Origin of the sequence: Nevskia sp. (assembly GCF_021732705.1) — a bacterium.
GTDB lineage: Bacteria > Pseudomonadota > Gammaproteobacteria > Nevskiales > Nevskiaceae > Nevskia.
In genome coordinates, this window is the sequence record NZ_JAKFUM010000006.1 from 359,753 (window position 1) to 385,399 (window position 25,647).

28 protein-coding genes are annotated in these 25,647 nt (G+C 67.3%); 14 read left to right on the top strand and 14 right to left on the bottom strand.

Annotated elements, in window-relative coordinates; all coding sequences use genetic code 11:
- Window positions 1-107: 107 nt before the first annotated feature.
- Entirely contained in the window at window positions 108-1,280 is a 1,173-nt protein-coding gene (locus QZ951_RS07035; RefSeq protein WP_292999827.1) for a diguanylate cyclase, read from the bottom strand.
- A 456-nt stretch (window positions 1,281-1,736) separates the two neighbouring features.
- Here QZ951_RS07035 and QZ951_RS07040 point away from each other — a divergent pair, with 456 nt between their 5' ends.
- Entirely contained in the window at window positions 1,737-3,044 is a 1,308-nt protein-coding gene (locus QZ951_RS07040) for a hypothetical protein (protein WP_292999828.1), read from the top strand.
- Window positions 3,045-3,138: 94 nt separating this feature from the next.
- On the opposite strand, the gene QZ951_RS07045 is transcribed toward QZ951_RS07040, so the two are convergent.
- The 3 genes from QZ951_RS07045 to QZ951_RS07055 form a co-directional block, all read right to left on the bottom strand.
- On the bottom strand, window positions 3,139-3,753 hold the full coding sequence (locus QZ951_RS07045) for a lysophospholipid acyltransferase family protein (RefSeq protein ID WP_292999829.1): 615 nt from the start codon (window positions 3,751-3,753) through the stop codon (window positions 3,139-3,141).
- A 47-nt stretch (window positions 3,754-3,800) separates the two neighbouring features.
- Entirely contained in the window at window positions 3,801-4,730 is a 930-nt protein-coding gene (locus QZ951_RS07050; protein WP_292999830.1) for an alpha/beta hydrolase, read from the bottom strand.
- Between the two features lie 126 nt (window positions 4,731-4,856).
- Complete coding sequence (locus QZ951_RS07055) at window positions 4,857-5,075, bottom strand: oxidoreductase-like domain-containing protein (RefSeq protein WP_292999831.1); 219 nt, start codon at window positions 5,073-5,075, stop codon at window positions 4,857-4,859.
- Window positions 5,076-5,153: 78 nt separating this feature from the next.
- Between QZ951_RS07055 and QZ951_RS07060 the strand changes: the two genes are divergently transcribed.
- Window positions 5,154-6,386 (top strand): saccharopine dehydrogenase NADP-binding domain-containing protein, encoded by a 1,233-nt coding sequence (locus QZ951_RS07060; RefSeq protein WP_292999832.1) that lies wholly within the window; start codon window positions 5,154-5,156, stop codon window positions 6,384-6,386.
- 4 nt (window positions 6,387-6,390) lie between these two features.
- Window positions 6,391-7,059 carry a putative 2OG-Fe(II) oxygenase gene (locus tag QZ951_RS07065; protein ID WP_292999833.1) on the top strand — a complete coding sequence of 223 codons (669 nt, stop codon included), beginning with the start codon at window positions 6,391-6,393 and terminating at the stop codon, window positions 7,057-7,059.
- Window positions 7,060-7,092: 33 nt separating this feature from the next.
- On the opposite strand, the gene QZ951_RS07070 is transcribed toward QZ951_RS07065, so the two are convergent.
- The 3 genes from QZ951_RS07070 to QZ951_RS07080 all read right to left on the bottom strand — a co-directional run bounded on the left by QZ951_RS07070 (window position 7,093) and on the right by QZ951_RS07080 (window position 9,480).
- Entirely contained in the window at window positions 7,093-7,788 is a 696-nt protein-coding gene (locus QZ951_RS07070; RefSeq protein ID WP_292999834.1) for a histidine phosphatase family protein, read from the bottom strand.
- Between the two features lie 49 nt (window positions 7,789-7,837).
- Window positions 7,838-8,965, bottom strand: coding sequence for a hypothetical protein (locus QZ951_RS07075; RefSeq protein WP_292999835.1), 1,128 nt, complete (start codon window positions 8,963-8,965; stop codon window positions 7,838-7,840).
- A 230-nt stretch (window positions 8,966-9,195) separates the two neighbouring features.
- On the bottom strand, window positions 9,196-9,480 hold the full coding sequence (locus QZ951_RS07080) for a hypothetical protein (protein ID WP_292999836.1): 285 nt from the start codon (window positions 9,478-9,480) through the stop codon (window positions 9,196-9,198).
- Window positions 9,481-9,860: 380 nt separating this feature from the next.
- Between QZ951_RS07080 and QZ951_RS07085 the strand changes: the two genes are divergently transcribed.
- From QZ951_RS07085 to QZ951_RS07125, 9 genes are all read left to right on the top strand, one after another.
- Window positions 9,861-11,285, top strand: coding sequence for a 3-oxoacyl-ACP reductase (locus QZ951_RS07085; RefSeq protein ID WP_292999837.1), 1,425 nt, complete (start codon window positions 9,861-9,863; stop codon window positions 11,283-11,285).
- Window positions 11,286-11,304: 19 nt separating this feature from the next.
- A complete protein-coding gene (ribA, locus tag QZ951_RS07090; protein ID WP_292999838.1) occupies window positions 11,305-11,910 on the top strand; it encodes a GTP cyclohydrolase II in 606 nt (201 codons plus the stop codon).
- Window positions 11,907-13,937 carry an AarF/ABC1/UbiB kinase family protein gene (locus tag QZ951_RS07095; protein ID WP_292999839.1) on the top strand — a complete coding sequence of 677 codons (2,031 nt, stop codon included), beginning with the start codon at window positions 11,907-11,909 and terminating at the stop codon, window positions 13,935-13,937. Before ribA ends, QZ951_RS07095 begins: the two co-directional genes overlap by 4 nt.
- 68 nt (window positions 13,938-14,005) lie before the next feature.
- Window positions 14,006-15,022: a quinone-dependent dihydroorotate dehydrogenase gene (locus tag QZ951_RS07100; protein WP_292999840.1), complete on the top strand. Its 1,017-nt coding sequence runs from the start codon at window positions 14,006-14,008 to the stop codon at window positions 15,020-15,022.
- A 160-nt stretch (window positions 15,023-15,182) separates the two neighbouring features.
- Complete coding sequence (locus QZ951_RS07105; RefSeq protein WP_292999841.1) at window positions 15,183-16,394, top strand: OmpA family protein; 1,212 nt, start codon at window positions 15,183-15,185, stop codon at window positions 16,392-16,394.
- An 82-nt stretch (window positions 16,395-16,476) separates the two neighbouring features.
- Window positions 16,477-17,583: a metallophosphoesterase gene (locus QZ951_RS07110; RefSeq protein ID WP_292999842.1), complete on the top strand. Its 1,107-nt coding sequence runs from the start codon at window positions 16,477-16,479 to the stop codon at window positions 17,581-17,583.
- On the top strand, window positions 17,580-18,215 hold the full coding sequence (locus QZ951_RS07115) for a hypothetical protein (protein WP_292999843.1): 636 nt from the start codon (window positions 17,580-17,582) through the stop codon (window positions 18,213-18,215). The genes QZ951_RS07110 and QZ951_RS07115 overlap by 4 nt, the downstream gene beginning before the upstream one ends.
- 40 nt (window positions 18,216-18,255) lie before the next feature.
- Window positions 18,256-18,459 carry a DUF1289 domain-containing protein gene (locus QZ951_RS07120; protein WP_292999844.1) on the top strand — a complete coding sequence of 68 codons (204 nt, stop codon included), beginning with the start codon at window positions 18,256-18,258 and terminating at the stop codon, window positions 18,457-18,459.
- The gene (locus tag QZ951_RS07125; protein ID WP_292999845.1) at window positions 18,456-18,908 is read left to right on the top strand and encodes a thioesterase family protein; all 453 of its coding nucleotides are present in this window, start codon (window positions 18,456-18,458) and stop codon (window positions 18,906-18,908) included. Before QZ951_RS07120 ends, QZ951_RS07125 begins: the two co-directional genes overlap by 4 nt.
- Before the next feature lie 63 nt (window positions 18,909-18,971).
- On the opposite strand, the gene QZ951_RS07130 is transcribed toward QZ951_RS07125, so the two are convergent.
- From QZ951_RS07130 to purB, 6 genes are all read right to left on the bottom strand, one after another.
- Window positions 18,972-19,340, bottom strand: coding sequence for a hypothetical protein (locus tag QZ951_RS07130; protein WP_366943832.1), 369 nt, complete (start codon window positions 19,338-19,340; stop codon window positions 18,972-18,974).
- 146 nt (window positions 19,341-19,486) lie between these two features.
- Window positions 19,487-19,978, bottom strand: a complete 492-nt coding sequence (locus QZ951_RS07135; RefSeq protein WP_292999847.1) for a hypothetical protein — start codon at window positions 19,976-19,978, stop codon at window positions 19,487-19,489.
- Between the two features lie 13 nt (window positions 19,979-19,991).
- Window positions 19,992-20,393, bottom strand: a complete 402-nt coding sequence (locus tag QZ951_RS07140; RefSeq protein WP_292999848.1) for a DUF1801 domain-containing protein — start codon at window positions 20,391-20,393, stop codon at window positions 19,992-19,994.
- A 138-nt stretch (window positions 20,394-20,531) separates the two neighbouring features.
- A complete protein-coding gene (locus QZ951_RS07145; protein ID WP_292999849.1) occupies window positions 20,532-21,026 on the bottom strand; it encodes a hypothetical protein in 495 nt (164 codons plus the stop codon).
- A gap of 234 nt (window positions 21,027-21,260) precedes the next feature.
- Entirely contained in the window at window positions 21,261-21,545 is a 285-nt protein-coding gene (locus QZ951_RS07150; protein ID WP_292999850.1) for a hypothetical protein, read from the bottom strand.
- Window positions 21,546-21,661: 116 nt separating this feature from the next.
- A complete protein-coding gene (purB, locus tag QZ951_RS07155) occupies window positions 21,662-23,035 on the bottom strand; it encodes an adenylosuccinate lyase (protein WP_292999851.1) in 1,374 nt (457 codons plus the stop codon).
- A 157-nt stretch (window positions 23,036-23,192) separates the two neighbouring features.
- Between purB and QZ951_RS07160 the strand changes: the two genes are divergently transcribed.
- On the top strand, window positions 23,193-24,596 hold the full coding sequence (locus tag QZ951_RS07160) for an aspartate ammonia-lyase (protein WP_292999852.1): 1,404 nt from the start codon (window positions 23,193-23,195) through the stop codon (window positions 24,594-24,596).
- Window positions 24,597-24,627: 31 nt separating this feature from the next.
- Here the strand turns inward: QZ951_RS07160 and QZ951_RS07165 are convergent, their stop codons facing one another.
- The gene (locus QZ951_RS07165; protein ID WP_292999853.1) at window positions 24,628-25,287 is read right to left on the bottom strand and encodes a glutathione S-transferase family protein; all 660 of its coding nucleotides are present in this window, start codon (window positions 25,285-25,287) and stop codon (window positions 24,628-24,630) included.
- Between the two features lie 106 nt (window positions 25,288-25,393).
- Between QZ951_RS07165 and QZ951_RS07170 the strand changes: the two genes are divergently transcribed.
- Window positions 25,394-25,647, top strand: a 254-nt coding sequence (locus QZ951_RS07170) for a hypothetical protein (RefSeq protein WP_292999854.1), incomplete at its 3' end; no start/stop codon positions are given.

The following is a 25,647-nucleotide window of genomic DNA, read 5'->3' on the forward strand; positions in this document are numbered from 1 at the left end:
GCGCGCCGGGCGGAGCGATCAGCGGGGACCGGTGGCAGGCCGCGCCGACTCGGGGTGCGATGCAGGCAGCCGCGTCCCGCCGGTACGGGACGGCGGCGCGCGCGACTTCAGGCGAGTTCCGATGCGATCAGGCGTGCTCGGCCGGCGCGCTTGGCGGCGTACAGCGCGCTGTCGGCCCGCTTGATCAGGTCGGCTGTCAGCGTGTCGGGACTTTCCTGCGGTGATGGCGCCACGATCTGGGCAAAGCCGCCCGATGCCGTCACCACCGAATCGCCGGCCGGGGAACTGACGATCGCCAGATCCTCGATGCCGCGCCGCAGCTGTTCGGCCAGACGCAGCGCATCGCCGGGGTTGGCATCGAACCAGACCGCGGCAAACTCCTCGCCGCCGAGGCGGGCAGCGAAGTCCTGCGGCCGGCGCACCGAGGTCGCCAGCCAATCGCCGACGATGCGCAGGCACTGATCGCCGGTCGGATGGCCGAAGTGGTCGTTGTAGGCCTTGAAGGCGTCGATATCGAGGATCAGCAGCGCCACGTTGCGCTTCTGGCGCACGCCTTCGCGAACCAGCTTGCGCAGTTCCAGATCGAAGTGCCGGCGATTCGGCAGGCCGGTCAGGCTGTCGCGCGTCGCCTGCAGTTCCAGCAGGCGGCCGCGATACCAGCTCTGACGAGCGGAATGTTCGAGCAGGTACGACGACACCGACGCGATCGAGAACAGCATCCAGGTCGAAATGATGTCGTAGATCGCGTCGCGGCCGATGGTGTCGATCGCCACCGCAGACGTCACCGTCATCGTCAGCGTCGCCCATGGCAGTGCGACCCAGAAACGGATGCGGCCCATGATCAGCATCGCCGCAATGGTGATCGCGGCGAAGTCGTGCGGCACGTTGAAGCCGTAGCTGCGGCCGATGATGTGCTGCGCCATCAGGCCGCAGGCGGTGATCAGCGAGCAGCCGAGCGTGGCCGGCACCGACCAGCGCCGAAGGCCCGCTCGCAGCGTGATGAACAGGGCCAGGGCGATCGCCGGGATCTGCACGCCGAACTGCAGCAGCCGCGAGATCTTCCGGAACGCATCCGGTGCCTGCAGGAGCCAGCCGTCGTACAGCGGCGTCAGCGCGATCAGGGTCATGCCGAGGATCAGCACGGTCACCCGTGCGGTCATCGTGCTGTCCTCGTAATGCCGTCGGAACTGCATTTCGAGCGTGCCATCGAAGCGCAGGCGGGCGAGCTGACGACGCTGGTCGCTGTCGGTAACCGCGGCCGAGCGCGAATCGCGCTTCATGTCGGGCTCCTGCGCAGGGCTGGTATCGAACTTCGGCACGTCATCGGAACAGGTGTCGGCGGCATCAGGACCCGGGTCCCGGCGCGCCGAAAAGCTCCGGTGCCGGCGAGCGTCAGGACTTCATCACGGGTGCACATGCTCGGTGTCAGTCGGGTCCGTCCTGACCTCGAAATCATAAACCGATGAGGAGGGTCCCGCGGGTCGATAGGGATGTTTGACGATTGCACCGTGTGCGCCACCGCTCATCGGTATCGGCGGAAGATCGGAGGCTCGCGTCGCTCGTGCCGCCGGCTCGGGTTCCGCTGCAGCGAACGCAGGCGACGCGCGCGCACGGTCGGAATTTTCGGGTGGCCTGTCCTAATTGATGATGGCGGGGCCGCAAACCGTCCGTTAGTCTCTCCGGGACTGCGCTGCAGGACGGCAGCGTGACGGTCACCAGACAAAGGGAGAAGCGACATGCGCATCAGCAGATTCATCACGACCTTCGGACTGACGGCCGGGCTTGGCCTTTCGGTCGTGTCGACGCCGGCCACGGCGCAGTTCCTGCCGGGCCTGCCGACGATTCCCGGCACTGGCGTCCGCTACGGCTGCGACTGGGGCGTGGTCAACGACGTCAATACCAACAACACTGGTTTCCTCGACACCACCGCGACCTACGCCACCGCCGTGCTGCCGGTCAATCCGGGCAACGGCGCCGTGATCACGATCACCGGCACCTATCCGCGCGTTCGCTACTTCTCGTTCCAGCTGTACAGCGGCTTCCGGCCCGGCAACTTCGTCGATACCGCGCCGGATTCCGAGATCATCCCGATCGGCGGCGTCGCGCCGGGCTCGAATCCGGCCGCGCTGCCGCCGAACAACAACTACACCAACCGGTATCAGGTCACGATCCGCTTCGAGGATGCGCCGGTGCCGCCGGCCGTACGCGCGCCGAACACGATCTACGCGGGCACCGGTGGCAGCGCCGGCGCCGTCACCAAGCAGCTGACCTATCGCACGTACCTCCCGAATGTCGGTTCGGACGGTCTCGGCGGCCAGCCGCTGCCGACCCTGCGCTATGTCGGGCCGGACGGCCAGTTCGATCTCGCCGACGCGCCGGACCAGCGCGGCTGCCAGCTCAGCACCAACCTGACCAACGCGCTGGTGCTGTTCCCGGTGGCCGGCGTCGGGCAGGGTCAGTCGAATGTCGCGTTCCGTCCGATCAGCGGCCGCGGCGCCGGCGTGTTCTATCCGAACGGCGACAGCGATTACCTGCGCGCGCAGACCGGCTCGATCTACGCGCCGCTGATCGTGATCCGCGCGCGGCTGCCGACCACGCCGCATCTGCCGCTGGCCAATCCGGACGTTCGCTACTACTCGCTGTGCCAGAACCAGCTGAACAACTCGCGCAACGTCGGCTGCATTGCCGATCGCGAGTTCACGCTGCAGAACGACGGCACGTTCACCGCGGTGATTTCGTCCGAAGCGAACCGGCCGGTGCTCGCGTATCCGCAGTTCGGCTACAACTGGCTGCCGTTCGGGCCGGCGCCGTTCGGTCTGACCGTGCTGCGCCAGATCCTGTCGAGGCCGACGTTCGAGGGCAATTTCCAGAACGCCGTCGACAACCCGGACGCGCCGCTGACCGAGACGCTCGGCAGCTTCGCGCCGGACATCACCTATTGCGATCGCGCCACGTTCACCGCGTTCGCGCCAAGCGGTGGTGCGGCACTGATCGCCGCCTGCCGCGCGAACTTCCGGCCGATCGGCGGGCTGCTCGGCAACTGAGTCTAGGCACCGGGATGCAAGCGAAGCCGCCGGAACCGATCAGGTTCCGGCGGCTTTCTGCCGTCTGGCCGTCGATGCGGCCGCGTCGGCCGGTTCAGCGGACGCCGGCGTCCTGCATCGGCTTCGACAGCCGTTCCGGGTGCTTGGCACGACTGAATTCCCGGTAGAACGCCAGCAACTGGGCGAAGTCGCTGTCGTACTGGCCGCTCGGAAACATCGGCGGGCCGAAGGTGATGCGCTTGCCGACGAAATCGATCGCCGCCGGCAACACCGGCACGCCGGCGCCCTCGGCAATCCGGTAGTAGCCGCGCTTCCAGTCCGTCGCACCGGTGCGCGTGCCTTCCGGCGCGATCAGCAGCACGAACTGCGGACGCGTGGCGAAGGCGTCGATGCTCTGCTCGACCACCCCTTTCGCGCTCTTGCGATCGATCGGAATCGCGCCAAGCGCACGCAGCAGGCTGCCCAGCGGCCCCTTGAACGCGCTGTCCTTGATCATCGTCGAGGCCCGGATGCCCAGCGCCATCAGGGTGGCGAGCGCGAAGAACCCGTCCCAGTTGGTCGTGTGCGGCGCGCCGATCATCACCATCTTCGGCAGGTCCGGAATCTCGCCTTCGAGCTTCCAGCCCATCAGCCGAAGGACACCGGCCGCAAAGCCGCGCGAAAGGGCGCTGCCGCGCCGTGGCAGCTGCCCGCCAATGGCGGGCGTCATGAGTCAGTCATCGGTGTCGAAGCGTTGGCGGCCGGACAAAAGCCAGTTCAGGCGAAGATCTTCTTCAGCCAGGCGGTGCTCTGGTCCATGGCCTGACGGCCGAGCTCGAGGGTGGTGAACAGCGTGTAGAACGCGTGGATCGCGCCGTCGTAGCGCTTGAACTCGACCGGCACGCCGGCCTTGCTCAGCGCAGCCGCGTAGGCTTCGCCCTCGTCGCGCAGCGGGTCGAATTCGGCGGTGATCAGGAACGCGGGCGGCAGGCCAGCCAGCGACGGCGCATGCAGCGGCAGCAGGTGCGGGCTCGACAGTGCCGCCGGGTCCTTGACGTAATGGCCGACGAACCACTGCATGTCGGCGCGGGTCAGCAGATAGCCCTCGGCATTGACCCGCATCGACTCGGTGTCGGCAGCATCGGTCACCGGATAGATCAGCAGCTGGCCGCGCAGCTTCGGCCCGCCTTCGTCGCGCAGGCGCAGCGCCGTGACGGCAGCCAGGTTGCCGCCGGCACTGTCGCCGCCGACGACGATCCGGTTCGAGTCGCCGTGGAATTCGGCGGCATGGGCTGCGGCCCAGCGGGTGGCGGCGAGGCAGTCATCCGGGGCCGCCGGGAACGGGTGCTCCGGGGCCAGCCGGTAGTCGACGGCGACGACGATGGCATCGGCTCCGGCGCAGATCTCGCGGCAGGTCGAGTCGTAGATTTCGAGATCGCCGATGACGAAGCCGCCGCCGTGGAAGTGCATCACGATCGGGAACGGACCCTGACCGACCGGGGTGTAGATGCGGATCGGCAGTTCGCCGGCCGGGCCGGGGATGCGCAAATCGCGCGTGCCGGCGATGGTCGCCGTGCTCGGCGGCAACATCGCGATCAGGCTCGAAAAGGCCTTGCGCGAATCCGCCACGGGAAGTTGGTGGAACGCGGGCGCCTTGGCGGCGACCAGCATGTCGAGAAAGCCTTTGACCTGGGCATGAAGCGGCATCGTGATCTCCTCGGAATCGGTTTTATCGTTCTGGGTGGACTGCGCGCACGGCACGCCGCCCAAGGGTAACGCGACGCGCGTTTCAGGTCAGCGTCGGGCGTGCGATTCCGCTGTCGCCGGTGCCGTTCACGTGGACGAAGGCGGGGGCGTCGACCGCTCGGCGGCCGCCTGCCGGATCGCTGCCACTTCTTCCCACCAGCGCTGCAGTTCCTGTTCGTGCAGCTCGAAGATGCACGGCGAGCAGCCGCTGCCGCAGCAATCCGACGGCAGTGGCGCTTCGGGGCGGGGCGGCAGGGCGGGCGAGGTCATCGGCAGGCGTGCGGGAACCGTGGTGGCGGCGCGCATCGTAGCGCTCGCGACCTGACGATGTCCCCCGCCTTTCCGGTTACCCTTGCGCACTTTTATCGATGCAGGAGTCGCCCCATGGCGCAGCAGGCCCATCATTTCGTCGTCTTCGGTGCCACGAGCTTCGTCGGCCAGATCCTCACGCGCTATCTGTTCGAGCGCCACGGCGCGGGCGGCAAGGTCAGATGGGCGCTGGCCGGACGCTCGAAGGACAAGCTCGAAGCGCTGCGCCACTCGCTCGGCGACGGTGCCGAGGCGCTGCCGCTGCTGATCGTCGATGCCGCCGATGAATCGGCCCTGCACGCGCTGTGCATCAGCACGCGCGTCGTGGTGTCGACGGTCGGGCCGTATGCGTTGTACGGCTCGCCGCTGGTCAAGGTCTGCGCCGAGACCGGCACCGACTATTGCGATCTGACCGGCGAAGTGCAGTGGATCCGCCGCATGATCACCGCGCACGAAGCCACGGCCAAGCGCAGCGGCGCCCGCATCGTCCACTGCTGCGGCTTCGACTCGATTCCGTCCGATCTCGGCGTGCACTTCCTGCAGCGCGAGATCAAGGCGCGCCATCAGGCGCCGGCGCAGCGGGTGAAGCTGCGGATCAAGGCGATGCGCGGCGGCTTCTCCGGCGGCACCGTCGCCAGCCTGATGAACGTGCTGCGCGAAGTCACCAAGGATCCGGGCCTGCGCAAGGTACTGGGCGATCCGTACGCGGTGGCCCCGCCGACGACGGCGCAGCGGCCACGGCAGCCGGACGTCAACTTCGCCCAGTTCGACGACGACTGCCGCGGCTGGATCGCGCCGTTCGTGATGGCGGCCATCAACACCCGCATCGTCCATCGCTCGAATGGCCTGTCGAACCACGCCTACGGCACCGATTTCACCTACGACGAAGCGATGATGGCGGGCGCCGGTGTCGCCGGTCGCGCCACCGCCACCGGCATCGCCTTGGGCCTCGGCGGCTTCATGGTGGCCGGTGCCGTGGCGCCGACCCGCTGGCTGCTCGAGCGCTTCGTCGTGCCGAAGCCGGGCGAGGGCCCGAGCCCCGGCGACCAGCAGCGCGGCTTCTTCGACATGCGCTTCTTCGGCAAGACCGCGAACGGCAAGACCTTGCGGACCAAGGTCACCGGTGACCGCGACCCGGGCTACGGCTCGACCGCCAAGATGCTCGGCGAAGCTGTCGTCTGCCTCGCGTTCGATGTGCCGAAGGACGAGGTCAAGGGCGGCTTCTGGACGCCGGCGACGGCCTTGGGCGATCGCCTGATCGAGCGTCTGACGACCCACGCCGGCCTGACCTTCACCGTGCAGGATTGAGGCCGTGGCGGTGCAGTTGTCAGCACCGTTCGCGGTGCCGTTCGGATTTTCCGAGATGCCGGACGCGCCATCGCTGAATGCCGAACTGCGAACGCTGTTCCTCGCGCGCGAGGCCGCAGGCAGCACGTACGCCAACGCGCAGCCGACGATGAAGATCAATCCGTCGCTGTTCGAAAGCCGCTTCGATCTGTTCCGCTGGCCGGACCCGTGCATCCGGCGTCTGCGCGAGTTCTGCTGGTCGCAGCTGCACGAGATGATCGGTCACACCACGGCGCTCGATGCCGCGGCGATGCAGGCTCTGGTCGGGCATGCCGACGCCTGGTTCCATATCACCCGACGTGGCGGCTGGTTTGCCCAGCACAATCACCCGATGGCCTCATGGTCCGGCGTCTACTGCGTCGACGCCGGGCGCGATGACGGCAGCCGGCGCGACAGCGGCCTGCTCAGCTTCACCTCGCCGACCGTTGCCGCCAGCATGTATGTCGACGCCGCGAACAAGGCGCTGCGGATCCCGTTCAGCCATGACTCGCGCGAATTCCGGCTGCAGCCAGGTCAGCTGGTACTGTTTCCGTCGTGGCTGGTGCACCAGGTGACGCCGTTTGCCGGCGACGGCGAGCGGATCACGGTGGCGTTCAACGCCTGGTTCACCGTGCGCGACGGCAGCGCTCGCTGAGCGGTCGACGTTGCGCGAATGGGGCGCGACGAATCAGATCCGCGTGATGATCGTTTCGTCGCGCTGCAGCTTCAGGTGCGAGACATCATTAAAGCCGGCGAGGGTCAGACCCTGCGGCTGCCAGTGGAACTCGTGAACCGACGCGTTCCAGATCCGCCAGTTCATCCGCAGCGCGGTTTTCGGTTCGACGCCGAGCGCTTCGCGCAGCACCGCCATGATCACGCCGCCGGATGTGAATGCGACGATCCGTTCGGCCTGCTGGGCGGCGCGGCGAACCCCGTCGACACAGCGCCTGCTGAACGCCTCCCAGCTTTCGTCAATCGGTGTCAGCGGCTCGCGGCCTTCGATCCACGCCGTGACGATGTGGTTGAACATCGGCCGGAACTTCACTGGATCGCTCAGCAGCGTCTGGGCGTCGATCGCCAGATCCGGATGCTCGCGCGCCACGAGCGGCAGATAGGCGCCGATCAGCTGCGTGTGATTGAACTCGTTGAACGCGCGGTCCGTCGACAGCGGCACCGAGCCGTGCCCGGCCGCGGTCAGCGCCCGCTCGCCGGTCACGCGCTGGCGCTGCATCGAGCCGCTGAACGCGTGGTCGGTGACGAAGCCGCCGGCCTGCCAGTGCTGGCCCAGAATGTCCGCCTGCCGCTCGCCGAGCGGCGACAGGCGGTCGTAGTTCGCGCTGCCGAACGAGGCTTGCCCGTGGCGCACCAGCACGATCGTGGTCACGACGGAATGCCGGTCGAAGCGATCAGCCGAATCGGACGCTCGCGGAAGTTCAGTGGACGTACACCGGGCCGACCAGCTCGGTGCCCAGCGTCTTGCCGGCAGCATCGGCCAGGGTCGGCTTCAGGATGACCGTGTAGCGACCCGGCGTCACGCCCTTGAACACCAGCAGGCGCGGGTTGCGGCCCAGCTCCCACGTGCCGCTCGGCGAGGCACCCTTGGCGTCGACCAGCTTGATCTGGCTGCCGGCCGCCGCCGCATCGCTGAACGTGCTGCCGAACATCAGCACCACGGCCTTTTCCGACGCCGCTTCGCCAGCGTAGACCAGGCTCAGACGATCCGCGGACTGCGTGCCGGCCTTCGGCCACCAGCTGCTCACGGCATCGGAACCGACACCCGGCGCCTTCGCGGCGGCCTTCGGCGTGGCAATCGATGCCGGCTTCGGCGCCTTTGGCTTGCGCGGTGCCGGCGGCTCGCTGCTGGCAGCGGCCGTTTCGTAGGACGGTGCCGGCTTCGCGGCTTCCGGTTCCGGCTTCTTCTCGACCTTCTTTTCCGGCTTGGCCGGCGCGGCGGCGGTCTCGACCACCGGTTCCGGTGCCGGAGCCGCATCGACGGCGCCATTGGCCAGGTTCTCGCGCGCGATGTTGGCGGCGATGGCGCGCGCCTGCGCTTCGGTCAGGCCGCTCGGTTCTTCGCTGGCCGGTGCCGTGCTGGCCGGTTCTGCGGCTGGAGCCGGGGCCGCGTCATAGCTCGGGGCCGGGGCGGGCGCCGGTTCCGGTGCCGGCGCCGGCGCGCTTTCGGTCGACGCCGCGGCGGTTTCGGTCGGGGCGGCAGGTGCTTCCGCTTCGTTGGCGACGCGCTCGGCCACTTCGCGGCCCACGCTTTCGGCGATCTTGCGGGCCTCTTCCTCGGTCAGCGTCGCTTCGGACGATGCCGTGCCGTCAGTGGTGGCGGCTTCGGTCGCGGCCGGCGCGACACTTTCGGCCGGTGCCGCGGCATCTGTTGCCGCCGTGGTGCTTGCATCGGTGGCAGCGCCGCCGAACACGGCTTCGGTCGTCGTGGTGGCCGATGCGGCCTGCTCGGTCTTCTGGCCCTTGCCATGCGGCAGCAGCACGTTCAGACCGAAATAGACGATGGCGGCGGTCACAGCAACGATGACAACGACACGGCTGAGATTCATTGCAAGTCCCGTTATTGGTTTTGACAAAAATCGACGCTGATCAAGCATCTTTCGACGCTGTTGCCTGCAGAAAGCGAGCCATCCCCGCCGCCTGCCGCCTCGGTACCGCTTCCTCGGCGACCGCTCCGGCGTCGGTGCGGTGCAAGACCGCCCGCGGCTCGTGAAAGTTTATGCGAAAAGGCGCTGCGGAGCCCGATCGCGGCCAAAAAGCTGCAGTCGGGCGTCGCGGTTCAAGGCGGCGCGGGCGGCGCCTCCGCGGCGCGTTCGGCCAGCGCCTTGCGCGCAGCCACTTCGGCGGAGATCGCCGCCTGTTCGGCGACGATGCGCGCCATACGTTCCCGTCGACTGATGACGCGACCGGTCTCGGCCGGCGTTGCGGCCGTCGCCTGCTGCGCCTGATCGACGTTGGCCGCCGGTGTCGAGGCGGCGTTGGCGTTCTGACCCTGGGTGAACAGTGCGGCGCTGCCGAGCAGTGCCAGCACGGACCCCGCCACCATCCAGCGGACTCGCGACATCGATTGGGTTCCTCTCGCGTTCTGGGGCGCGGCTTTTCTTGGACATCACCATCCGCGCGCCTGCAGATGATGATGACGGCAGGTTGAGACCGTCAACGTATCGAAAGGCTTCACCCAAACCAAAGGCCGGTCGCGGAGCGGTTTGCAATCGGTTGCAAGCGGCCGATGGGCGGTCTGCCGTGACTGCGGCGTTCGATCGAGGCCGTGGCTGCGACATTTCCACGAAAAAGAAACAGTTGTTGACTGAAATGTCCTGTCGCCCTGTCGGTTGTCATGACGCACTGCAATAATGTGAGCGATGACGAGGGGTCTGCCGCGAACGCGAGCGTCCGGTGGATGCCGGTTCGACGGCTTTTTGATGGTGTCCGGATGGAGTTTCGATGACTGACCGTTACCTGGAATTCAGCAATTCAGCGCTTGGCAAGACCCTGAGCGGCCTGCTGGGCCTGCCGAGCCCGCCGCGCCTCGTGCGCGCCGCCGGTGCCTATGCGGCGCGACCGCTCGAGGCGCGCGGCGTCATGCTCGGCAGTACCTCGGCCGGCGAGATGGCGAGCCCGCTGCTGACCGCACTGGCCGAAGCCGGTGCCACCGTGCAGGTAGCGCCGAGTCATGCCGGCCTGCTGCGGGTGAAGGCGTCCGCCGCCGCGGTCGGTGTCGCGCTGAAAACCGAGCCGAATCCGGAAGACAAGGGTGCCGGCGCCAGCGCCTACGTGTTCGATGCCAGCGGCATCGATGGCCCCGCGCGCCTGCGCGAGCTGTACGACTTCCTGCAGCCGCGTGTCGGTCGCATCCCGGCCAACGGCCGCGTGCTGATCGTCAGCCGGGCGCCGGCCGATGCCGGTGATGCCGCCGCTCAGGCGGCCACCCAGGGCCTGCGCGGCTTCATTCGCTCGTTCGCCAAGGAAATCGGCAAGAAGGGCGCGACGGCGAACCTGCTGGAAGTCGGGCGTGGCGGCGAAGCGGCGATTGCCGGCCCGCTGCGCTTCTTCCTGAGCCCGCACTCGGCCTACATCACCGGCCAGACTCTGGCGCTGACAGCCCCGGCACGCGCTTCCGGCGACCTGTTCCTGTCGCCGCTGGCCGGCAAGGTGGCGCTGGTCACCGGTGCCGCGCGCGGCATCGGCGCGTCGATTGCGGCGACCTTGGCGCGCGAAGGCGCTCAGGTCGTCGGCATCGACCGGCCGCAGGAAGAGGGCGCGCTGGGCGAAACGCTGGCCCGATTCGACGGCTACGGACTTGCGCTCGACATCACCGCGCCGGACGCACCGCAGCGCATCGCACAGGAACTGTCAACGCGCTTCGGCGGCGTCGATATCGTCGTCCACAACGCCGGCATCACCCGCGACAAGATGCTGAAAAACATGGCGCCGCACCTCTGGGACATGGTGCTGGACGTCAATTTCGGCGCCATCCTGCGGATCAACGATGCCTTGCTCAAGCAGGGCCTGAACGATGGCGCGCGGATGGTCTGCATCTCATCGATCGGCGGCATCGCCGGCAACGCCGGCCAGACCAACTACGGCGCGACCAAGGCGGGCGTCATCGGCTACGTCGAGGCGATGGCGGCGCAGATGGCCAAGCGGGGCGGGGCGATCAATGCCGTGGCGCCGGGCTTCATCGAGACCGCGATGACCGCGCAGATGCCGACCGGGCCGCGCGAAGTCGGCCGTCGTCTGGCCAGTCTGGGGCAGGGCGGATTGCCGATCGACATCGCCGAAGCGGTGACTTTCCTCGCCAGTCCGCTCGCAACGGGCGTCAACGGGCGTACGCTTCGCGTTTGCGGACAGAATTTTGTCGGCGCCTGATCTCGTCATCGAGTTGCCCATGCCTCAACCCAAGCTGATCGCGACGGCGAAGCTGCCCACGCCGTTCGCGGTCTTCACGATGCGCGCCTACCGCTCCGCCGACGGCAAGGAACACCTCGCCCTGACCCTCGGCGATCTCGCAGCACCGGGTCCGGCACCGCTGGTCCGGGTGCATTCCGAGTGCCTGACCGGCGACGCACTGTTCTCCCTGCGCTGCGACTGCGGCTTCCAGCTGCGCGCGGCGATGGAGAAGATCGCCGCCGAGGGCCGCGGCGTGCTGCTCTATCTGCGGCAGGAAGGCCGCGGCATCGGGCTTGCCAACAAGGTTCGCGCCTACGCGCTGCAGGATCAGGGTGCGGATACGGTCGACGCCAACCATCAGCTCGGCTTTCCGGCCGATGACCGCGACTACGGCCTCGCCGTGCACATGCTGCGCGACATCCAGCTGTGCCGGATCCGGCTGATGACCAACAATCCGGCCAAGCTCGATGCGCTGGTCAAGGACGGCGTCGAAGTGGTCGAGCGGGTCGACATCGAACGCGGGCGCAACCCGTACAACGAGGACTACCTCGACACCAAGATGACCCGGATGGGTCATCTGATCGGAGCCCGGGGCGAGCCGTGACCGAGCCGGTCACGCCACCGGTGCCGGCGTCGCCGCCGTCGCGCGGCGTGGTTCGGGAACTGGCCTCGCTGTCGGTTTCGACCGTCCGTCTGACCCGGGGGTTCGTGCCTCTGGTGGCGCTGCTGACCGATGAGCAGGACAGCTCGCGCGAAGACCTCGAACAGGCGGTCGACCGCATCTTCGACGCGCTGTACCGGCATCCGCTGCTGGCCCAGACCAGCCGGCTGACGCAGGCGCTGCGCAAGCGCCGCCTGATTCCGGATGAACAGTCGACCGAGGAACTGATCCGCTTCGTCGTCGAGCAGGCCGTGGCGCGCAGCCCGATGCCGGTGCCGGAAGCGCTGATCAACGAATTCTGGAATTTTTTCAACGAGCTGTTCGAGGCCCCCGAGCTGAAGGGCCTCGGCGAGATGTCGCTCGACATGATCCGGCTGGTGGTCCGCACCTACGAGCCGCTGCTGCTCGAAGTGGTCAACCTGCTGAAGGCCGGCCGCCGCTTCAACCAGTGGCAGCTGAACGAGATCCTGAAGCGCGCGGCGCAGATCCGCACCGATGCCGGCATCGTCCGGCGCCAGATCCGGGCGCTCCGCTACATCAAGCCGTTCTTCCAGGCCGATCCGAAGGACTACAAGGCCCAGGCGCGGATCATCGCGCAGATGGTCAACGAGTTCGGCCCGTTCTTCGTCAAGATGGCGCAGGTGGCGGCCGCCAATGCCGACTTCCTGCCGGAAGAGATCGCGCGCGAACTGAGCGTGTTCCACGAAGATGTGGCCCCGATGAGCGCCGATGAGGTCCGGACCGCATTCGTCGAGTGCTACGGCAAGCCGCCAGAGAAGTTCTACCTCGGCTTCGAGGCCGACAAGCCGCTGAAGTCCGGCTCGATCGGCTCGGTCTATGTCGCGAAGAAGCCGTTCCTCGAAAACGGCCGCGAAGTGCTGCGACCGGTGATCATCAAGGTCGGTCGGCACAACATCGACCGCGAGTTCGCCATCGGCAAGATGGTGCTGGGCCTTGCGATCATGTCGACGCAGTACTGGGCGCCGCATTCGCGTCTGGCGCCGTTCCTGCGCGCGATGCAGGAACAGGTCGACGAATTCGTCGCCGGTTTCGTCGAGGAACTGGATTTCGAGGCCGAGGCGTCGAACCACGAGCGCTTCTATCAGCGCAGCCTGCGCGGTGGCCTGTTCCGGGTGCCGGAACTGTACGGCAGCTCGCGCCGCATCCTCGAGATGGAATTCCTCGACGATGCGATGAGCCTGACCCGGGCGCTGGCGCGGATGCCGCGGCGCGAACGCCGGCGCTTTCAGGCGCGGGTGGTCGAGCAGCTCAGCGGCACCCTGCTGTATCACGCCTTCGTCTATCGCGAGATCCACGGCGACCTGCATCCCGGCAACGTCATGATCGGCCGCGATGGCTCACTGAACCTGATCGACTGGGGCAATGTCGTCGACCTGAACGGCAAGTGGCGACCGGTCTGGGACTATCTCGCCGGCGCGATCCTCGCCGATACCGAACTGCTGACCGATGCCCTGATCGCGGTCTCGACGCATCCGGACGAGAACCGCGCGCGTCGGGCGGAAATCCGCGCGCTGCTGGACGAGACGCTGCGCAAGAAAGGGGTCACGCCGCTGACCCGGCGCAGCTTCGTTCGCGAACTGCGCGACGGCGGCGTCGAGGGCCTGCATCGGCGCGGGCAGACCGTGCTGCAGCTGATGGCCAACACCCAGCAGGCCGGGCTCGTGCTGAAGCGCGATTTCCTGCACCTGTCGCGGGCACTGATGGCGATGGTCGGCAGCTACGGCAGCCTGTACGAGGGCGATTCCCGCCGCATGCTGCTGACCGATCTCGCGAAGGTCGCGCTGCGCCTGCCGTTCACCCTGAGCCGCGACCTGCTGAAGCAGGAACTGCGCGGCGTCGCCGGCCGCCTGGCACGGCGCGATCAGAACCCGCCGTCGATCCCGGTGCCGCTGCCGAAAGTCCTGCACACGCAGGGCCCGCCGCCCGGCGTATTGCCGGCGGAAGCCTGAATTCGTTCCGAATTCCGCCGCTTTTCCGCGATCACCCGAATTTCCTACCGTTCTTCACGACATCCCCGATGAAAGGCTACCTGCTGGCCCGAAATGCCTTGTTCGCGCTCGAAGCCGAGCGCTCGCACGAACTGACGATGGCCTGGCTGTCGCGCCATCCGGCTTCCGGCGGCGTCTTCGCCGGCCGCACGGTCGAGGATCCGGTCCGGCTGATGGGTCTCGATTTCCGCAATCGCATCGGTCTTGCCGCCGGTCTCGACAAGAACGGCGAAGCGATCGAAGCCTTTGACCGCATGGGTTTCGGCTTCATCGAGGTCGGCACCGTGACGCCGCGGCCACAGCCCGGCAACCCGCGTCCGCGCATGTTCCGGCTGCCGTCCGAGAAGGCGCTGATCAATCGGCTGGGCTTCAACAATCAAGGCGTCGATGCGCTGGTGAAGCGGGCCGGGCGGGTGCGCCGGCGCGCCGTGCTCGGCATCAACATCGGGAAAAATGCCGATACGCCGATGGAACAGGCGGAACTCGATTATCTGGCCTGCCTGCACAAGGTTTATGCCGTGGCGGACTACATCACGGTCAACATTTCGTCGCCGAACACCAAGGGCCTGCGCGAACTGCAGCAGGCCAGCCGCTTCGATTCCCTGCTGGCGTCGCTGGCCAGCGCTCGCGAAGCGCTGGCCGAGCGCTACGGCGCGCGCCGGCCGATCCTGGTCAAGATCGCGCCGGACATCGACGACGAAGCGCTGATCGGCATCGCCGATGCGGCCCGCAAGCACGGGATCGATGGCCTGATCGCGACCAACACGACCGTGTCGCGCGACGCCGTGGCCGGCCTGCCGCATGCGGACGAAGCCGGCGGCCTGTCCGGCGGACCGCTGCTCGAAGCCTCGAATCGCATCCTCCAGCGGCTGCGCGAGCGGGTCGGCCCGGATTTTCCACTGATCGGCGTCGGCGGCGTGATGTCCGGTGCCGATGCCGCCGGCAAGCGCGCCGCAGGTGCGGATCTGGTGCAGGTCTACACCGGGCTGATCTATCGCGGCCCCGGTCTGGTGGCCGAGTGCGCGCGGGCCATGAAGGCCGCCTGAATCTGGATCAAGCCGTTTTTGCCCGGAAGCCGCCTTTTTGACGCGATTCTGACGAAAGCCGCTCGAATTTCAGGTTTTCACCGCCGTCGCGCGCGCCGCGCTCGGCTACAATTGAACGATTGATTGTCTCCAGAAACAGAATTCAGCTAGGGATTTCGACATGCGCAACTGGTTCATCGGCCTCGCCGTTCTCGGCACCTTCGGCAGCGGCTCGGCTGCGGCGCTGTCCGCCGACGGTCAGGAAGGGTTCTATCTCGGCGCCTTCGGCAGCTACGAGCTGAGCGACGCCAATCGCGACTCCGATGACGGCTACGGCTACCAGGTCACGCTCGGTCGCACGATCGGCATCGGCGAATCGCTGGAATTGTCGTTTCTGGGGGTCCGCCGCGATCGCAACGTCGACGGCCGCCCGGATTACAAGAATTCGCTGATCCTCGACTACGTGCGCGACTTCGGCTTGTTCAAGTTCCAGAGCGAAGCGCTGCCGACATTCAAGCCCTACGTGCTGGCCGGTCTCGGCGCCGTGCTCGAAGACGTGCAGGGTCGGGAGAAGGTGCATCCGGCGGTGAATCTCGGCGCCGGCGTGCTGGTGCCGCTGCGTTTCGGCAGCTGGGACTGGGGCTGGGGGCTGCGCGCGGAAGCCAAGGCGCTGGGCCAGTTCAACGATCGTGACTCGGCCCCGGCCAATCGCCAGTTCCTCGCCGATTACCACTTCCAGATCGGCCTGCAGATCCCGCTGAACTTCCACCCGGGCCGCAAGCCGGTGCTGCCGGCGGTGCCGGACTGCGGCCTGAGCGTCGTCGATCCGGTGACCGGCCGCGCCGACTGCCTTGCCGACTCGGACCGCGACGGCGTGCAGGACGGCACCGATCAGTGCCCGGATACCGCATCCGGCGTCAAGGTCAACGATGTCGGCTGCCCGGTCGAGACCGGCGGCGATGCCGACAGCGACGGCGTGCTCGACAGCGACGACCAGTGCCCGGGCACCGCGCAGGGTCTGACGGTCGATGCCAAGGGCTGCGCCATCGAGCAGACGCTGACCCTGCAGTCGGTCACGTTCGAAACCAGCTCGGCCGTGCTGACCGGCCAGGCCACGACGGTGCTGGATGGCTTCGCCCGCGCGGTCAACGGCCAGAAGAACCTGAAGCTCGAAATCGGCGGTCACACCGACAACACCGGCACCGCGGCCTTCAACATGCTGCTGTCCGAGCAGCGCGCGAAGGCGGTCAAGCAGTACCTGGTGTCGAAGGGAGTCGACCCGGCCGTGCTGACGACCAAGGGCTACGGCCAGACCGAGCCGGTGGCGTCGAACGACGAGGAAGCCGGACGCGCGGTCAATCGCCGCGTCGACTTCAAGATCATTCTGGAATGATCCCGATCTCCGCGCTGCCGGTCCGCCGTTCGGGCGGGTCGGCAGCCGGGGCAGGGACGGCTTGCATGCACGGAGAGTCGCGATGGGTGCGAGGTCGACAGCGGCACTGAGACGGGTGGCGTCGTGCCTGCTGCCGCTGGCACTGCTTGGCGGCTGCAGCGATGGTGAAGCGCCGCAGGTCGTGCGCTTTCTGGTGGTCGGCGATACCGGCACCGGACCGGACGGTTTTCAGTACGACGTGGCGCGCGTCATGGAACAGGTCTGCGCGCAGCGCGGCTGCGATTTCGCGCTGGTGACCGGCGACAACATCTACGAGCGCGGCGTCACCAGCGTCACCGACAGCCAGTTCGAGACGGCCTTCCGCACGCCGTACGCGAACCTGAACATTCCGTTCTTCGTCACGCTCGGCAATCACGACAACACCGGCAACACCGCCGCCGGCGACGGCAGCAACAACGGCCGTGGCGACTTTCAGGTCGACTACACCTATTCGCCGGGCAATGTCGGGCGAAAGTGGAACATGCCGGATCGCTACTTCGGCTTCACCTGGCCGCAGACCGCGACCTTGCCGATGGCCGACTTCGTCTCGATCGACGCCAGCCCGATCACGCACTACGTCAACGACACCAGCCGCCAGTGGAGCGGCGACACGGTGGCGACCTACATCGCCGACCAGCAGGCCTTCATCGCCGACCGCTTCCGCAGCAGTCAGGCACGCTGGAAGTTCGCATTCGCCCACCATCCGTACCTGTCGAACGGCGAGCATGGCAACGCCGGCTCGTTCGAGCAGGGCACGCAGCCGGATGTCTGCACGATTCCGCTGCTGGTCAGCGCGACCTGTCGCGGCGCCGAGTACAAGGCGTTCGTCGAGGCGGCGGTCTGCAACGAGGCGGACGTGATGTTCAGTGGCCACGATCACGAGCTGTACTGGCTGCAGCCGACCGGCGCCTGCGGCAAGACCGAGTTCATCGTGTCCGGTGCCGGCTCCAAGACGCGCGTGATCCAGGCGCCGGACCGCAATCCGGCTTACTTTCAGGTCGGCGACATTCCGGGCTTTTTCTGGGTCGAGCTGAACGGCGACACCTTCACCGGTGCCGCGTACACCGAAACCAACGGCATCTCGACGCGGGTCGATACCGGCGGCCGTCCGTTGCCGGTCTTCGAGCGCAGCTTCCGCCGTCGCGAATGAGCGTGCCGCGTCGCCATCGGGGCCGGCAGGCGGCTGCCGTCGCGTTGCTGGCGCTGCTGGTCGCCTGCGGTCCGAGCGATCTCGGGTCGCGCGCCAAGGCACCACCGCCGCTGCTCGCGACCGAGTATCCGCTGGACGACTACGGCCTCAGCCTGCGTCTGCCGGCAGGCTGGGAGGTGTCCGCGCGGCCCGGCGCGCTCCGCTGGCAGGCGGTGCCGATCGAGAACGGCCAGCCGGTGCCCGGCGTCTATTTCCTGATCGCGCGCGACACGGCGCAGAGCGTGCCCGGTCTGCCGCCGACGCCACCCGCTGGCCTCGGCAGCTTCGTCGATCACAGCGAAGCGCTGGCCCGCAAGGACAGCCGCCGCTACCAGATCGCCGCCACCGGCACCGTCGCGCTCGATGGCCGCAAGGCGATCTGGCACGAGCGCGCGTATGCCACCTACACCACCGCCCGCCGCAGCTATTCGGTGATGACCGTCCGCGGCGATCACGGCTATCTGCTGTCCGGCAGCGCACCGGAAGGCCAGTACCGGCGCTGGGAACCGGCCTTTCGCGCCATCGCCGGCAGCCTGCGCTGGCGCGAACCGGTCGACGCCGCCGCGGTCGAACCGTCGTTCGATCCCGATTGAACCCGCCTGACCCGCCGAGACTGAGCCCCACACTTCCGACATGAAAGAACCCGTCACCGTCCCGTCGCCGTGCATCGGCCTGTGCGTGCTCGATTCCGCCGATACCTGCCTCGGCTGCGGTCGCCAGATCGGCGAGATCGCCGAGTGGATGGGCGCCAGCGAGGCGCGCAAGCAGCAGATCGTCGATGCCTCGATGATCCGGGTGGCCAAGGCCACCGCCGCCCGCGGGAGCCGCCTGCAATGAGCCAGGATCCGCGCGCGCTGAAACTGGCGGACTTCGCCCATCGCATCGAACTGCCGGTGCGCTGGGGCGACATCGACATGCTGGGGCACGTCAACAACGCCAAGTTCTTCACCTACGACGAATCCAGCCGGATCCAGTACTTCGAGGCGCTGGCCGAGCACGATCCGCGCATGTGGAAGGACTACGGTCTGATCCTCGCGAACATCGGTGCCGATTTCATTGCCCAGGTGCATTACCCGGCGAAGCTCGTGATCGGCACCCGCATCGCGAAGATCGGCCGCAGCAGCATGACCACGCTCAGCGGCCTGTTCCTCGGCGAAACCGTGGTGGCCGCCGTGCGCGGCACCGTGGTCTGGTTCGACTACGTCAACCAGAAGTCGTCGCCGGTGCCGGAGCATGTCCGGCAGTGGATCGCCGAGCGCGAAATCATCAAGCCCGATCAGGGCTGACACGCGCGGTCGGCCGCGCGGCCGTGAGCGGCGCCGCCGGCGTGACGTGCCAAGGCGAACGGCTTACTTCACCGATTCCTCGACGGCCGAGACCTTGCCGTTGACGAAGACCACGCGCAGCTTTTCGTCGGCATCGCTGCCGAAGGTGCTGACGCTGACGCCGCCGCCCACGCCGCTGCCAAAGCTGCCACCGCCGATGCCGAAACCGAACGCCGGCCCGCGCTTTTCGCTGTAGGACCAGATTTCCTCGGTCTCGCCTTCGGTCTTGCGGCTGTACTTGCGCCGCGGCGCGCCGAGTGCGATCAGCGCCTGCTCCGGCGTGAACCCGACCGCGACCTTGCCTGCCGCAATGGTCTGCTGCACCTCCGGCGGATAGCTGCTGTAGACCGACTTCTGGTCCTCGATCCGGGAGGCGGGCGTGCTGCAGGCCACGAGCAAGGCAGCGGAAAGAGCAGGGATCAACAACTGGATAGTGCGCATCTGGATTCCTTGGAAGTGCATGGCGCTTCGACCGACGAATACGGCTTCGCGTTCGACCCAGATGCCAGCTCGTCCGCAGGTCGCGGCACGGCGCGGCCTCAGATGCCGAGCACGCGGAACTCGGTGCTGGGCTGCGATTCTTCCCACAGCTCATTGAATTCACGGGCTTTTGCCCGCGCTTGAAGGGCAGCATCGCGCCAGCCGTAGGCCACCAGCGAATCCGGCGCGCGGCGCTCGATGAACTGCCGCTGGTCGATGATCAGCCACTCGCCACGCTGCGTGATCTGGCGTTCATCGCTCAGTTCCCGGAATTCGATGCGGCTCGGCACCCGGCGGCCGAGTTCGACCAGCCGGTGGCTCGCCTTCATCGCTGCTCGCGGCTGGTTGATCAGCACGCGGACCTTCGCGCGCTCGGTCGACAGCACCACGCGCTTGATCTCGTCGACGAAGTCCTCGCCGCCGTACAGCGTGCGGTCGAACTCGAAGCTCAGGATCAGCACTTCGAGCCGCGCGAGCGTCGCAGCCTTGAACATCGCGGCGGCGAGTTCGGCGCGGCCTTCGAGCTTGTCGGGCGGGGTATCGGCGGTCATGGGCCGTGTCTGCTCAAGCGGTTGCGCGCAGATGCTGCCGGACATTGGTCACGGCGTCGCGGATCAGGGCGTCCAGTGCGGCGGCGTTCAGCACGCGCCCCGGAACCAGCTTCACGTGGCGCATCGACTTGCCGCCGCCTTCGAGCAGACCGGCCGGATCGTCCAGTTCGGCACCGCGAAAGAAGCCGACGTTGACGTGCGCCTTGAACGCATTGACGTAGCCGAACGCGACATCGCCGATACAGGCCGTCGGATGGCCGTCGTGCAGCACCTCGCGAACATCGTGGCCACCACCGCGCATCACCTCGAACCAGCGTCGGGCGAGCTCGCCAAGCTCGCCGGAATGATCCGCGAACCAGGCTTCGATCGCCGGATCGCGTTCTACGGTGTCGTTCAATCGGAACAGGGGATACATCTCGCGCCCTCGCTCGGTCGCCGCGCCAGCCTGAATGATGCCGAAAACCGGCCTCAGGGTGCGCCAGCTTCACCGGTGCACCCGCGTCGCGTCCGTCGAGGTTCAGCGCATGGTGGGCCTTGGGCCTACCCTGCGGTGCTACCGCCCTGGCGGCTTGAACCGGCTGCCGACGCGTGCCGTGAACGTTCCAGTGAACGCTTCGAGGTCACGCTGTACCTCGGCCACGGTACCGTGGCTTTTGCAGTCGGCGAGGCCATAAGCATCTTCGAACCCGATCATGTCTTCGAGTTCGGCTGGGACGGTGCGGTCGCTCTGCGAATACAGGTGATACAGAGCATGGCTCAAATGCCGACCGTAGGCGGGGTCGGCCCTGACGCGCTCATGTGCGACGCCGAGTATCTCCGGAAGCACATCAAACGGTGCAACGTCACGAGACAGGCCAGCCAATATCGATACCAGATCGAGCGGATGGGCTCTGCTCATGAACGAAAGTTCCAGCAAGGAATCGTTCGGCGAGATCGATCCGCCAACAAGCTCCGCCGCCCAATCGGTGACTTCGCGAACGCTGACGAGCCCGAAGCGAAGCGCTTCGCGGAACCACGCGGCTTGGTCGGGTAGATCAATCGTGAGCACGGAAGAATCGTGAAGCGATCGCGTCGTGCCCGCTTGGGGCCGGATCCGGAGGGGTTACGGTGTTACTCGGCCGAAAAGCGGGATGCGCGGTGCAGCTGCCATCGCGAGCTGCAGCCATTCCTGCGCCGGCAAACCCAGCGACGGCTTCACCGTACTGCAGGTATGGCTGCCCGGCGTCAGCGCCAGTTCGCAGCCTTCGAAGTTGGGCACATCGCGGGCCGAGCTCCATTCGCCTTAATCCTTCGCAGTGACTGTGATCGGGCGCTTCCAGCGGTACACAGCAAGCCCGAGACAGACGAGGGCTGCGATCACCATCCCCTGACCGACCGCAATCAGCGGGAACAACAGCCCCGCCCACACGACCGCTTCGTTTTCCGCAGTCAGATGAAATGCGGACGGGACCGCGAAGAGCGCCAACGGGATGCCGATCACCACGCAAGCGCCCAACGTCCACCCGAGTGCCACCAGCTTGAACACGGCGCGCAGCGGCAGGATGGTTGAACTCAGCTCGATGTTCATGACGCGCCCCGGTCTGCCCTCGGCATCTGCTGCCTCACGATGGTTCTTCCTTGATGATCCCGCAGCACCGCGAGCACGCGCCCCGGGATCATCCCACGCCGAGGCGCGTCAGAGCCTTACGGCCGCAAGCCCAGCGCCTGCTCAGCGGCATTGCCGGTGTAGCGGCCCGGCGTCAGCGCCAGCAGGCGCTGCTTGGCGTCGTCGGGCAGGGCCAGACCGGTGACGAAGGCGCGGATGGCGTCGGCACCGAGGCGCTGGCCGCGGGTCAGCTTCTTCAACTGCTCGTATGGTTCCGGCAGCCCGTAGCGGCGCATCACGGTCTGGATCGCTTCGCCGAGCACTTCCCAGTTGTCATCGAGATCGGCGGCGAGCTTGGCCGGGTCGGCGTCGAGCTTGGAGAGGCCTTTTTCGAGTGCCGAGAACGCGATGATCGAATGGGCCACGCCGACGCCGAGATTGCGCAGCACGGTGGAATCGGTCAGATCGCGCTGCAGACGGGAGATCGGCAGCTTCTGCGTCAGGTGTTCCATCACGGCGTTGGCCATGCCGAGATTGCCTTCGGCGTTCTCGAAGTCGATCGGGTTGACCTTGTGCGGCATCGTCGAGCTGCCGACTTCGCCTTCCACCGTGCGCTGCTTGAAGTAGCCGACGGAGATGTAATTCCAGACGTCGCGCGAGAAGTCGATCAGGATCGTGTTCGCGCGCATCAGCGCGTGGAAGTAGCGGGCAATGAAGTCGTGATTCTCGATCTGCGTGGTGTGCGGGTTCTGCACCAGCCCCATGCCTTCGATCACCGATTCCGCGAGCTGCGGCCAGTCGACATCCGGATAGGCGATGCGATGTGCGTTGTAGTTGCCGACCGCACCGTTGGCCTTGCCGAACAGCGCCACCGTGGCGAGCTGGTTGCGCTCGATGATCAGGCGGTGCGCGAACACCGCGATTTCCTTGCCGAGCGTGGTCGGGCTGGCCGGCTGGCCGTGCGTGCGCGCCAGCATCGGCAGGTCGCCGTACTGGTGGGCGAGGGTGGTCAGCGTCGCGATCAGCTTGTCCAGCGCCGGCAGCAGCACCAGTTCGCGGGCATCGCGCAGCATCAGCGCGTAGGCGAGGTTGTTGATGTCTTCGCTGGTGCAGGCGAAGTGGATGAATTCGCTGATCGCGGCCAGTTCGGCATCGCCGGCGACCATCGACTTCAGGTAGTACTCGACCGCCTTCACGTCGTGATTGGTGGTCTTTTCCAGATGCTTGACCTTCGCCGCTTCGGTCACATCCAGCCCGTTGCAGATGTCGGCCAGGCGGGCCTGCGCGGCATCGGACAGCGCCGGCACTTCCGGAATGCCCGGGTGTGCGGCCAGCGCCTGCAGCCAGCGCACTTCGACTTCGACGCGATACCGGATCAGGCCGTATTCGCTGAAGATCAGACGCAGGCCTTCGGTCTTGCTGGCGTAGCGGCCGTCGATCGGGGAAATGGCGGTCAGACTGCTGAGATTCATGCGGGACTCGAACGGGATGCAGCGGGGGAAAGGTCGTCAGGCCAGTGCGGTGGCGTGACCAGGGCGCCGGCAGTGCGGACCGTCTGCGCGGGCCGGCTTGCCGAACGCGCGATTTTACGCGAGCCTCCGCCGCGATTCCCGACGCAGGACGATCGTCATGGCCAAGCCACGCAGCGAGCATGACAGCATGGGCACGGTACTGGTGCCTGCGGACGCGCTCTGGGGCGCGCAGACCCAGCGGGCGATCGACAACTTCCCGATCTCAGGCCTTGCGATGCCGCGCGGTTTCATCCGCGCGCTCGGGCTGATCAAGGCGACGGCGGCCGAGGTCAACCACGATCTCGATCTGCTCGATGCGCCGCGCGCGCAGGCGATCGCCGCGGCGGCGCTCGAAGTGGCGGCCGGCAAGTTCGACGCGCAGTTCCCGGTCGACGTGTTCCAGACCGGTTCCGGCACGTCCAGCAACATGAATGCGAACGAGGTCATCGCCCGGATCGCGCTGCGGGCCTGCGATGTCGACGTGCATCCGAACGATCACGTCAACCTCGGCCAATCGTCCAACGACACGATTCCGACCGCGATCCACGTCGCCGCCGTGCTCGGTCTGCGCGAAGACCTGCTGCCGGCGCTGAAAGGCCTGGCCAAGGTCATCGAGAAGAAGGCCAAGGCGCTCGCCGGCATCCCGAAGACCGGCCGCACGCACCTGATGGATGCAATGCCGCTGCGCTTCGATCAGGAACTCGGCGGCTGGGCGGCGCAGGTTCGCGATGGCATCGCCCGGATCAAGGCCAGCCTGCCGCGGCTGGAAGCGCTTGCGCAGGGCGGCACGGCCGTGGGCACCGGCATCAACGCCCATCCGAAGTTCTCGGCGAAGTTCGTCAAGGCGCTGGGCAAGCGCACCGATATCGCGTTCACCGTGGCCGACAACCTGTTCGCGGCGATGTCGGCGCAGGACGCGGCGGTGGAGATGTCCGGCCAGCTCAAGACCGTGGCGGTGAGCCTGATGAAGATCGCCAACGATCTGCGCTGGATGAATTCCGGTCCGCTGGCGGGCTTGGGCGAGATTCGCCTGCCGGCGCTGCAGCCGGGCTCCAGCATCATGCCGGGCAAGGTCAATCCGGTGATTCCGGAAAGTGTCGCGATGGTCTGCGCCAAGGTCATCGGCAACGACGCCACGATCACGATCGCCGGCCAGAGCGGCAGTTTCCAGCTGAACACGATGCTGCCGCTGATCGCGCACGACCTGCTGCAGTCGATCAGCCTGCTGGCCAATGCCGCGCGCGTGCTCGGCGATTCGGCCATCGCCGGCTTCGAGGTCGACGATGTCCGGATTCGTGCAGCGCTCGATCGGAATCCGATCCTGATCACGGCGCTGAACAGCGTCATCGGCTACGAACAGGGTGCCGCGATCGCCAAGCAGGCCTACCGCGAGGGCCGATCGGTGCTGGCGGTGGCGAAGGAACAGACGCGCCTGAGCGATGCCGAACTGCGCGAGCTGCTCGATCCGGCCGCGCTGACCGATGGCGGCATCGTGGCGGGCGGTGGCGGCTCCAGCGGCTGACGGGGCCGACAAGCGACGCGGTGGCGTGCGCTCAGTCGCGATCCGGCGCGCCCAGCGGGAACAACCCGCGGAACGGTCGCGCCTCGTCCACGGCCCGCGCAAACGACGGCCGCGCCAGCAGCCGCTGACGATAGGCGATGAGGTTCGCGAATGCCGGATCGATGCGGTGCACCCAGTCGGCATAGAACAGTGCCGGGGCCGCCGCGCAGTCGGCCAGGCTGAAGCTGCCGCCAGCGGCCCATTCGCGGCCGGCGAGGCGGGCATCAAGCCAGCGGTAGATCGTGTCGAGCCCGGCTTTCGCATCGGCCACGCCGTGTGGATCGCGCTGGTCCGCCGGGCGCAGCGCGTCGAACACGAACTTCTGCATCGGCGTCATCACGTACAGATCGAAGACGCGATCCATCGTGCGCACGTCGAGCGCGGCAACCGGATCGGCCGGCAGCAGCGCCACCGGCCCGGGGTGATGCAGCCCGAGGTGCTCGATGATGATGCTGGCCTCGATCACGGTCTGGCCGCAGTCGTGCAGCACCGGGAAGCGCTTCAGCGGCCACAGTGCCGCGAGTTCGGCCGCCGCTTCGGGGGCATCCGGCCCGAGCACGCGGAATTCGAACGGGGTGGCGTTCTCGTAGAGCGCGATCAGCACTTTCTGGCAGTACGACGAGAACGGATGGCCGTAGAGGATGGGCGTCATGCGAAGCTCCGGAGCAAGGCCGGGCGACGATACACTGCGCGCCCGCCGGTGCCGTTGATGCCGGTCCGCTTGCTCTCCCAGATGCCGCCAATGCCGCCGTCGACCCATGAGCCGTGAATTCATGCTGTACCGGGCGCCGCCGGAATTCGGCCCGTTCGATCGCTGGGAACAGCCGCATTTCGAGCCGCTCGGGCGGGTCGAGGTCATCGGTCTGGCGATCAAGAACCTGTTCGCCGAACCGCTGCGCTGGAGCCGCTACGACGAAGGCGGCTGGATCTTCGCCGAAGGCTTCGAAGACGGCCGGCCGGTGGACCTGATGTTCCGCGCGGCGGCACACGGTCAGGTCGACTATCTGGTGAT